This window comes from Clostridium mediterraneense (assembly GCF_900091705.1).
GTDB classification, from domain to species: domain Bacteria; phylum Bacillota; class Clostridia; order Clostridiales; family Clostridiaceae; genus Sarcina; species Sarcina mediterraneense.
In genome coordinates this window covers 1,659,729-1,670,650 of record NZ_LT594785.1, presented here as the reverse complement: position 1 = coordinate 1,670,650, position 10,922 = coordinate 1,659,729, and the positions used below count along the sequence as shown (strand labels likewise).

Here is a 10,922-nt window from a genome sequence, read left to right as displayed (position 1 = left end):
TATAGAAGAGATTTTATTCTAGATAATGATTTAAATTTTGTTGAAGGTGCACATGCAGCAGAAGATTTAAACTTTATATTTAAAAGTTTATGGAATTCTACAAAAGTTAAAGTTATAGATAAAAGTCTTGCTTATTATTATCAAAGAAAAGATTCTTTAACTAATACTCCGAACATAGGAAAGAATATAACAGTTGTAGATTCTATGGATGATTTAATAGAAGCTGCTAGAAAAAAAGGTTTAGGTCTAGATTTTGAAAGAATGATAGAGAGTGGATTTGCTGTTGAACATATTATGTATCAAATACTTGGTTCATTAAATAGTAAAAATAAAAAAGATGTTTTAAATAAAATAAAACAACAACAAGTAAAAAAATATCTTGTAGAAAGTAATAAAAAGAATAATAGATATGGTAATAGTATGTTTATGTGGAGTAAACTAGCGGCATATTCACCAGCTTTATTTATATTCTTATACTTAAAAAAATCTGGGAAATAAATAATTTTATAAAAAAATATCATATGTTCATAATTTGTTAATATTTTTTTAGTATTATATATAAAGGTTTTAATAATATTTAAGTTAAGAGTAAAAGTGTTATAAATTATTATATAAAAAGTTGAAAACAAGAGATAAAGTTTTTAGTTACATAGGAGGATATAATAATTATGGAAAATTTAGAAAACGTACAACCTTGGAAGGGATTCAAGGACTTTGTAGTATATAAAAAGGTTATGGAAAATGCAGAAGTATCATCTTTATACTTAAAGCCAGTTGATGGAGAAAAAGTTGTTTTACCTAAGGGAGGACAATTTGTTACTATAAAAATAAACTCAGGTGATGAAAAATATGATGTAGTAAGAAGTTATAGTTTATCAAATAAGCCAAATAACGACTACTACAAAATAACAGTAAGAAAAGTTGAAGATGGAAGAGCAAGTGTTTATTTAACAGATATAGTTGAAGAAGGCGATGTAGTAGGGGTTAGACCTCCAGCAGGAAGATTCTGTTTAAAGGATGCTCCAAAGGAAAGACCAATAGTATTAATAGGAGCTGGTATTGGTATAACACCTGTTTTATCAATATTAAAGGACACTATTGGTAAGAGAGATAACATAAAATATGTAGAAATCTTTAGAAATTCTGATTATCAAGTTTTACATGAAGAAGTTGAACAATATGTAGCAGATAAGATGATTGATAACATAGTATTCTATACAAGACCATTAGAAAAAAATGAGCTTGGAAAAGACCACCATGTTCAAGGTTATATAACAAAGGAATGGATAGCAGATAATTTACCTTTAGATGCTGATTTCTATTTCTGTGGATCAAAAGATTTTAGTAAATCATTACAAACATACTTAACAGAGCTTGAAATAGCTAAAGAAGATATTAATTTTGAATTCTTCTAGAATAAAAACAATCAACTTTAAATATTAATATATAACAGTTATTATAGGGGCTGTCTCATAAGGAGACAGCCCTTTAGTTTTATTTTTATATCTTGAAATTGGATAAATAGTGTATAATAATAAAGAATTAAAATTATAATGGGGGAATTATGAAGGAGTATAGATTAAATAAAAGATTTATTCTAAAAATGATAATAACAAGATTAGCTTTTATTGTAATTTTAAATATATGTTATATTACATTTAAGCATAAGGCTATAAATATCTATTCTTATTATTTAATAATATTAATGTGTTTAGTAAATATAGTAGGTTTTTATATATCTATAATATCTCCATTTATTGAATATTTACTTTTTAAGTACTATATATCCGAGAATGAAATTCAAATAAAATATGGAGCTATTTTTAGAAAATCTGTTTATCTGCCTATACAAAACATTAAATATATAATAATTACAAAAGATCCATTAGATTATTTACTGAGGATAAATAAGGTTAAATTGTATACTACTGCTGGACATAGAGTAATAAAATCGTTAGATAATGAAAAAGCCAAAGAACTTTGGAATATTATGAAAGATAATAAGGTGGAGTACTGATGATATATTATGGAAGAAATCATTGGTATACAATACTTATAAATTATTATAAATTATTAAAAAAATTATGGGCAGTTTTAATAGTTATTACAATTCCATCAATAGCATATGGTTTTGATTATATTATTTTTACATTTATATTATTAGCTTCATTTTGCTTTTTAAAATGGTTAAATGAATATATTTTTATAAATGAGGAGTATTTAATTTATAAAAAAGGTATATTTATGACTGAAAGAGTCAAAATCCCTTTAAATAGTATTTCTTTAGTAGAGTTTAAGAGAAATATTGTTTATGTTATTATGGGAATTCAAAAATTAAAAATAGAGAGTATTTCTCCGAAAGATAGAAGATTTGATATAGTAATGATTATTAAAAAAGATAAGATAAGAGAATTTCAGAAGGTTGTAACTATAAATACTAATTTATATATGGGATATAAAGTTCAGGATAATATATCAGCTGAATTTGGCTATAAAATATATGGTAGACACTTATTAATATTAGCTACACTTAGAAGTAATATAATTTTAGGTATTGGTATTATATATTCTTTAGCACATTTTATAAGTTTAATAGATCAACAGTTTAAAGATGATATTAAAGATTTGATTTTTAAATTAATTAATAATAGTTTTTTACTAACTAAGGATATAGGAGCTTTTATTATATATTTTTTACTAAGTATAATTATATTAGTAGTAGTCATCATTATATTTTCTATTATAGGAATTATTTTTAAGTATTATAAATTTAGATTATATAGAATTGAAAATTATATAAATATAAAGCATGGTTTACTTGTTAGGAAGGAATATTCAATAAATATAAATAAGGTACACGCTATAAAAATCGAGCAGAATTTAATAAATCAAATTTTAGGTTTATATACACTAAAAGCTGCAGTTGTTGGATTTGGTAATTCACCTAAAGAGGATGAAATAATATTTCCACTTTGTGATAAAGAAATATGCGATTATATTATAAAAGATATAATTCCTGAATTTAAGTTTACAGAAAAAGTTCATATACCACCTAAAAGGGCTTTTAATAATTTTTATATGTCATGGATAGGATGGTCAGCAGTTATTGCTGTTATAGTTTATTTTATGACTAAAGGTTCTTTAATTGGGGGAATATTAATTCCTTTAACTATTTTATGGAGATTTCTTGTAAAGAAAAATTCAGGGCTTGCAGTATCTGATGATGTACTATATTTTAGTTCTAGGTCTTTTGTAAGAAGAATTTTTCTTATTAGAGCATCTAGTATGATAGAATGTACTAAGGTAGTTAATCCATTCCAAAGGAGAAAAGATATTTGTGATTATAAAATAAAATTTTATTCTCAAAAAAAAATGGACTGGATTAAGGTTAAAAATATGGAAAGCTATTTATATAAAGAAATTAAAGCTGGAATGAATAAAAGAATAAAGATTAGGAGGAAATAAGATGAGTAAGATTTTAGTGCTTGCTGAAAAACCATCAGTAGGAAGAGACCTTGCAAGGGTTTTAAATTGTAAGAAGAAAGGAAATGGTTTTTTAGAGGGAGATAAATATATTGTAACTTGGGCTATGGGGCATTTAGTAACTCTTGCTGCACCAGAATTTTATAATAAGGAATGGAAAGATTGGAAGATGGAGCATCTACCAATGCTTCCAAAGCATATGAAACTTGTCATTATTCCTAAAACAGCTAAACAATTTAATGCTGTAAAAAGTCAATTAACTAGAAAAGATGTAAGTGAAATAGTAATAGCAACTGATGCTGGAAGAGAAGGAGAACTTGTTGCTAGATGGATACTTGAAAAAGTTCATGTAAATAAGCCTATAAAAAGACTCTGGATTTCATCTGTAACAGATAAGGCTATTAAAGAAGGATTTAATAAGCTAAAAGATGGTAGAAGCTATGATAATTTATATAGAGCAGCTGAAGCAAGAGCAGAAGCTGACTGGGTTGTAGGAATAAATGCAACAAGAGCACTTACTTGTAAGCATAATGCTCAATTATCATGTGGTAGAGTTCAAACACCTACGATAGCAATTATTAATTCAAGAGAAGAAGAAATAAAAAACTTTGTACCAAAGGATTATTATGGTTTAGAGCTTAAGGCTGATAATATTAAATTTATATGGGCTGATAAATCTAATAATACAAGAACATATTCTAAAGAAAAGGTTGAAAAAGTTCTAGCAGTTGTAAAAGGTCAAAAGGCTGTAGTAAAAGAAATTAATAAAACAAGTAAAAAGAGTTTTTCACCAAAATTATATGATTTAACAGAATTGCAAAGAGATTGTAATAAGATGTTTCAATATACACCCAAAGAAACTCTTTCTATAATGCAAAGACTTTATGAAAATTATAAAGTTTTAACATATCCAAGAACTGATTCAAGATATTTAACAGATGATATGCTTGGAACTTTAAAGGATAGAGTGAAAGCTTGTGCTGTTGGTTCTTTAAGTAAGTTTTCAGTAAAGCTTATGAATACAGAAATAAAAGCTAATAAATCATTTATAGATAATTCAAAGGTTAGTGATCACCATGCTATTATCCCAACAGAAGAAAGAGCAAATCTTTCACTTATGGGAGATAAGGAAAGAAAGGTATATGAACTTGTTTCAAAGAGATTTTTAGCTGTTTTAATGCCTGCATTTGAATATGAAGAGGTTTCATTAAATCTTGATGTAGCAGGGGAAACTTTTAAAGCAAAAGGAAAAATTGTTAAAAAGCTTGGATGGAAAGAAGTATATAGTCATATAGAAGAAAATGATGATGAAAGTGATTTAAAGGATCAAGTTTTACCAGAAGTAAAGAAAGATGATATATTAAATATTAGCTCAGTAAAAATAACAGAAGGAAAAACAAAGGCTCCTGCAAGATTTAATGAAGCAACATTATTATCAGCTATGGAAAATCCAGCAAAATACATGATTGGAGAAAGTAATGAGCTTAAAAAGACAATAGGAGAAACAGGTGGACTTGGAACTGTTGCAACAAGAGCAGATATAATAGAAAAATTATTTAATAGCTTTATGCTTGAAAAGAGAGGTAATGAAATAATAGTTACTTCAAAAGGTAAGCAATTATTAGACCTTGCACCAGAAGAATTAAAGAGTCCAACACTTACAGCTCAATGGGAACAAAAACTTGCACTTATAGAAAAAGGAAAGCTTAATCAAAAAGATTTCTTACAAGAAATGAGAAATTATTCAGTAGCATCTATTGAAGAGATTAAAGAAGCAAATAGTAAATATGTACACGATAATATGACAAGAAGAAAATGCCCAGAGTGTGGTAAATATCTTCTTGAGGTTAATGGTAAAAAAGGAAAGATGCTTGTTTGCCAAGATAGAGAATGTGGATATAGAGAAAGCCTTACAACTATAACTAATGCAAGATGTCCTGAATGTAAGAAAAAACTTGAATTAAGAGGACATGGTGCTGGAAAGGTATATGTATGTACAGGATGTGGCTTTAAAGAAAAGGATGCAGTATTTAAAAAGAGATTTGCTGATAAAAAATCTAAAGTAAGTAAAAAAGAAGTTAATAATATAATGAGAAAGATGCAAAAAGAAGCAGAACAAGATATAAATAATCCATTTGCTGATTTACTTAAAGGTTTTAAATAAACTAAAAGACTTATACTTTGAAATTGAAAGTATAAGTCTCTTTTTATATTTTAGAGTTTAATAGTGTCTATTTTTCTTAACTTATCTTGTAGGTCAGTATTATTATAAAGTATATTCATTACTTCAAATATTTCTTTAGAGTTTGTCCAATCTTCTATTGGTAGTTCTTTAGAGAATTATACTTATTTCTTACAAACTCTAGATAGTCATTAAGTTGATTTTCACTTTCCTTTGAGTAAAATTTATTTTCTATAAGAAATACAAATTTTTTTGTCTTAGATATTATAAGTAAATCTATATATCTTTTTTTAGAAGTTTTAACTTCTCTTTCAATTGAAATATTATAAGAATTTAGTCTTAGAATTTGAGATATATCTAAATTTATATTAGTGAGAATATCTATATTTTCTTCTTTTGATAAAAGCTTTGCAATAAATCCTTTTAAAAAGTATTCATTCATATTATGGTTTTCATTAGGTGTAAGCAGCCATGCTAATATATTAGAATGTCTTATTTTATATTTTGAACTTTTTAAAATTTTTATTGGATTAAACTTATTAAGATTTTTATTAAGGGTTTGGAATTCTAATGAATTAAATAACATAGAGTAGCTATAAATATCATCTTTAAGCAAAATTAAATCCCCCTTTATTTTGGTTTTATAATATTATATCAGTAAATAAGGAGTTTATTAACATAAAGATATTAAATAAACCTCAAATTATGATTTGTAAATGAGAAGGGAATAAAAAGTTTGATAAGCAGATTTAAGCTGTAAATAAGAATGAAGAATAGCGATATGTAGTATAAAAAGAAAAACTAGAAATTAAATCTAGTTTTTCTTTTTTATATTTATATTTGATTCTAGATTATTAGATTTAGTACTACAATCTAAAATATCTTCTAAAGTATATAATGAAAATTCCTCTATAAATTTAGCTAAGGCATCATTCATTATACCTTTTAACTTACAACCCTTAGATAAAATAGGACAATTCTCTACTGAGGCAAAACAACTAGCTATATTAAGATTTTCTTCTGTAATTTCTAATATAGATCCAAGGTTAATGTCCTTAGGTTCAAGACCAAGTTTTAGTCCTCCTGAACGTCCTTTTAATGATATGACATAATCTGTTTTAGCAAGTTTTTGTATTATTTTTTTTAAGTGATGCTCAGATATATCTAGGTTAGTAGATAATTCTTCAACAGTACAAAGTCTTTCACTATTACTAGCAAGATATATTAAAGCTCTAAATGAATAGTCTGTAAATTTTGATAAGTACATAGAAAAGCTCCTTTTTTATTTTTATCCTTAATTTAATTCTAAATCATTTATATAAAAAAACAAGGATATTATAGCTAAATTTAAATAAATTTAATCTTAAAATAATATATGAGTACTATATATGAATAAAAAATATTAAATTATAACTAGAAAATTTAGTATATTTATTTTTAATATATTAAATAATATCTTAAAAAATATTAAAATAAATTGTTAATAAATATTATTTTTTATGTTAATATATATAGATGTTAATAGATATGGTGAGAAATATTTTATTATATTTATTTTTGTTTAAGGGGTTAAATGGAAAGGAAAATAGATGGAAAAAGTAGATTTAACCAAAGGGAATGTTTTTAAAGTTATTGTTTCACTTGCTTTACCTATAATGGGAACTTCATTTTTACAAGTAGCTTATGGACTTATTGATATGCTATGGGTAGGAAGACTTGGAAGTGGTGCAGTAGCAGCTGTTGGGACATCAAATTTCTTTATAAATTTAGGATATGCTATAAATTCCTTAGTAATAGTAGGGGTTGGAATAAAAGTAGCTCATTCTATAGGGAAAAAAGATGATAAACAGTTAAAGGAATATATAAATATTGGAATGCTTTTAAATGGTATTATAGCAGTAGTATATTGCGCTATATTAATTATATTTAGAAAGTATCTTATAGATTTCTTTGATTTAAATAATGCAGCATTAGAACAAGAAGCTCGTAATTATTTACTTATAAGCGCGCCAATGCTTTTCTTCTCTTTTTATAATTTTCTTTTTACAAGAATACTTGGAAGCTTTGGAAACAACAAAATAGCACTTAATATAAGTATGCTAGGGCTTATTTTAAATATAATTTTAGACCCTATTTTTATATATACTTTTAATATGGGAGTAGAGGGTGCAGCAGTAGCTACTCTTATATCTAAATTATTAATGTTTATAATGTTCTTGATGAAAAAAGGAAGCCCATTTAGATATTGTAGACATTTAGAAGTGTCAATGGCAAAAGTAGTAGAGATAATCAAGCTTGGATTTCCTACTGCATCACAAAGAATATTATTTACACTTGTAAGTATAGTTCTTGCTAGAATAATTGCTAATTTTGGAGCTGATGCTATAGCAGCTCAAAAGATAGGACTTCAAATAGAAACAATTACTCTGATGATAATAGGAGGACTAAATCGTGCTATCTCAGCATATACAGGACAAAATTATGGAGCTGAAAAGTTTGATAGAATAAACGAAGGGTATCATAAAACTTTACTTATAGGTATTGGATATTCTCTTATAACAAGTATAATATTCTTAGTAATTCCAAAACAAATAGTAAGTTTATTTGTATCAAATCAATCTACAATTGAAAGTGCTAGCAATTATCTAATAATAATAGGGATAGCTCAGATTTTCTCTTGTTTAGAAGTGATATCTAATGGAGTATTTACAGGACTTGGTATACCTAAAATACCAGCTGTAATAAGTATTACATTTACTCTTTCTAGACTTCCGATAGCTATGGTTCTTGCTAAATTTCTTGGAGTTAATGGAATATGGGTAAGTATAGCTGTTACAAGTGCATTAAAGGGAATAACTGCTTTTCTTGTGTATGAATTTAGAGTTAAGAAAAGATGTAGATTACATTTATATTAGAAAAAATTTATATATAAAAATAAGGACTATCTAAATAGATAGTCCTTATTTTATCTTTTTGAAAAAACTTCTATTCTTTTATTTCTATGTTTATTTATTGAATATTCATAAGGCCTACCATTAGTTAAATATCCAATATTATAAACTACTAAACTAGGTGCTCTTTCTTCTATATTTAAAAGTTCAGCTTCTCTTGATGTAAAAAATGAACTTTCTATTGTTTTATGTGCATGTGAAACTTCATATCCAAGTTCAGTTTCTACATAATATAATATGCTAGCTAAGCATTTTTCTTTTGTTAAGTTTGGAAATAGTGATACTGGCATAAATGTATTTTCTAAATGATGTAATTCATTATTAATATAACGAGCTCTTAAAATATGCCATACTTCTTTAGAATCATCTAATTGCAATTTATTAGCAACATCATCATTAGCTATAATTTTTTTTAAATAAAATATTTTACTACTTAAATTTTTAGCTGCATGTAAATCAAACATAGAAGATAAGCTTAGAAGATGGTTTGTTGGAATTTTATTAACATAAGTGGCACCACCATAAACTTTTGTAAGATAGCCTCTTTCAATTAAATGTTGAATAGAGACACGAATAGTATGTCTATTACAATCATACATTTTAGCAAGTTTTGCTTCAGATTCGAGTTTTGAAAATTCTTTAAGTTCACCGCTTACTATATTTTCTATCATATCTTTTATTATGTCTTTGCTAGTCAATGTAAAAACCCCCTTTATTTTATTATAATTAGGAGTTTGAGTATATACAACAAATTTTATGTACTTTGTCTATACAAGCAATGATTTTTAAATCAAATAATTCTATTATATAATCAATGAAACGTATACATAGGGGGATATTAAATATGAATAAATATGTTTTTCCAAAAGATTTTTGGTGGGGGGCAGCAACTTCAGGTCCACAATCTGAAGGGAGATTTAATAAGGCAAATGATAGTGTTTTTGATTATTGGTTTGATATATCTAAAGAAACTTTCCATAATGGAGTTGGACCTAATGTAGCATCAAACTTTTATAATAGTTATAAAGAAGATATAGCTATGTTAAAAAGTATAGGTCTTAATTCATTTAGAACATCTATACAATGGTCAAGACTTATAAAAGATTTTGAAACAGGAGAAGTTTGTCCTGATGCTGTAAGATTTTATAATGATGTAATTGATGAATGTATAAAAAATAATATAGATATAATTATAAATCTTCATCATTTTGATTTACCTATAGATTTATATAATAAATTTGGTGGATGGGAATCAAAGAAAGTTGTTGATTTATATTGTGATTTTGCAAAGAAGTGTTTTGAGTTATTTGCAGATAGAGTGGATAAGTGGACAACATTTAATGAGCCAATAGTAGTTGTTGAAGGACAATATTTATACAAATTCCATTATCCTTGTTTAGTTGATGGAAATAAGGCTGTACAAGTAGCTTATAATATAAATCTTGCATCAGCTAAAGCAATAAGGGCTTATAAAGAAGGAAACTATGATGGTGAAATAGGTATAATAGTAAATCTAACACCTTCATATCCAAGATCAAACTCAAAGGAAGATTTAGAAGCTGCAAATATAGCCGATTTATTCTTTAATAGAATGTTCCTTGATCCAGCTGTAAAGGGAGAATTCCCAAGTGAGCTTGTAGAATTATTGGCAAAGGATAATGTTTTATGGGAATCAACAGAGGAGGAACTTAATATTATAAGGGAATCCAAAGTTGATTATTTAGGTATAAATTATTATCAACCAAGAAGAGTTAAGGCAAGAGAAATTGAGTTTGAGGAAAGTACATGGATGCCAGATAAATATTTTGAAAATTATCTAATGCCAGGAAGAAGAATAAATAAGCATAGAGGATGGGAGATATATCCTGAAGCTATATATGATATTGCTGTAAATATAAAAGAGAATTATGGAAATATAAAATGGTATGTATCTGAAAATGGTATGGGTGTTGAAGGTGAAGAGAAATTTATCAATAAAGATGGAATGATAGAAGATGATTATAGAATTGATTTTATAAAGGAACATTTAATTCATCTTCATAAAGCTATAGAAGAAGGTGCAAATTGTAAGGGATATCATTTATGGACACCAATAGATTGTTGGTCATGGTGTAATTCATATAAAAATAGATATGGATTTATTTCTCTAGATTTAGAAACTCTTAATAAAACAATAAAAAAATCAGGATATTGGATTAAAAAAGTCTCTGATAGTAATGAATTAGTAGAATAAAACTTTATACGATAAATATTTAACAATAAAAATATAATGTAATGAAATATTGTTAAAAAAATGTTAAACTAAT

The 10,922-nt window shown here is 26.1% G+C and carries 9 protein-coding genes and 1 pseudogene; 7 read left to right on the top strand and 3 right to left on the bottom strand.

Annotated features, from left to right (window positions below; genetic code table 11):
• From BN8917_RS14385 to BN8917_RS10000, 5 genes and pseudogenes are all read left to right on the top strand, one after another.
• A pseudogene (locus tag BN8917_RS14385) lies at window positions 1–498 on the top strand (glycosyltransferase family 2 protein); the annotation flags it as partial.
• Between the two features lie 170 nt (window positions 499–668).
• On the top strand, window positions 669–1,415 hold the full coding sequence (locus tag BN8917_RS10015; RefSeq protein WP_066874005.1) for an FAD-binding oxidoreductase: 747 nt from the start codon (window positions 669–671) through the stop codon (window positions 1,413–1,415).
• A gap of 149 nt (window positions 1,416–1,564) precedes the next feature.
• Window positions 1,565–2,017, top strand: a complete 453-nt coding sequence (locus tag BN8917_RS10010; RefSeq protein WP_066874003.1) for a PH domain-containing protein — start codon at window positions 1,565–1,567, stop codon at window positions 2,015–2,017.
• Window positions 2,017–3,465, top strand: a complete 1,449-nt coding sequence (locus BN8917_RS10005) for a PH domain-containing protein (protein ID WP_066874002.1) — start codon at window positions 2,017–2,019, stop codon at window positions 3,463–3,465. The genes BN8917_RS10010 and BN8917_RS10005 overlap by 1 nt, the downstream gene beginning before the upstream one ends.
• A 1-nt stretch (window position 3,466) precedes the next feature.
• Window positions 3,467–5,647 (top strand): DNA topoisomerase III, encoded by a 2,181-nt coding sequence (locus BN8917_RS10000; protein ID WP_066874000.1) that lies wholly within the window; start codon window positions 3,467–3,469, stop codon window positions 5,645–5,647.
• Between the two features lie 154 nt (window positions 5,648–5,801).
• Here the strand turns inward: BN8917_RS10000 and BN8917_RS09995 are convergent, their stop codons facing one another.
• Together BN8917_RS09995 and BN8917_RS09990 are read right to left on the bottom strand one after the other, a co-directional pair.
• Window positions 5,802–6,281 (bottom strand): PDDEXK-like family protein, encoded by a 480-nt coding sequence (locus tag BN8917_RS09995; RefSeq protein ID WP_066873998.1) that lies wholly within the window; start codon window positions 6,279–6,281, stop codon window positions 5,802–5,804.
• Between the two features lie 198 nt (window positions 6,282–6,479).
• Window positions 6,480–6,932: an RrF2 family transcriptional regulator gene (locus BN8917_RS09990; RefSeq protein WP_066873996.1), complete on the bottom strand. Its 453-nt coding sequence runs from the start codon at window positions 6,930–6,932 to the stop codon at window positions 6,480–6,482.
• 322 nt (window positions 6,933–7,254) lie between these two features.
• Here BN8917_RS09990 and BN8917_RS09985 point away from each other — a divergent pair, with 322 nt between their 5' ends.
• Window positions 7,255–8,580 (top strand): MATE family efflux transporter, encoded by a 1,326-nt coding sequence (locus BN8917_RS09985; RefSeq protein WP_066873994.1) that lies wholly within the window; start codon window positions 7,255–7,257, stop codon window positions 8,578–8,580.
• A 50-nt stretch (window positions 8,581–8,630) separates the two neighbouring features.
• Here the strand turns inward: BN8917_RS09985 and BN8917_RS09980 are convergent, their stop codons facing one another.
• A complete protein-coding gene (locus tag BN8917_RS09980; RefSeq protein WP_066873992.1) occupies window positions 8,631–9,314 on the bottom strand; it encodes a GntR family transcriptional regulator in 684 nt (227 codons plus the stop codon).
• A 146-nt stretch (window positions 9,315–9,460) separates the two neighbouring features.
• On the opposite strand from BN8917_RS09980, the gene BN8917_RS09975 reads away from it, so the two are divergent.
• Window positions 9,461–10,849, top strand: coding sequence for a glycoside hydrolase family 1 protein (locus BN8917_RS09975; RefSeq protein ID WP_066873990.1), 1,389 nt, complete (start codon window positions 9,461–9,463; stop codon window positions 10,847–10,849).
• Window positions 10,850–10,922: the final 73 nt, after the last annotated feature.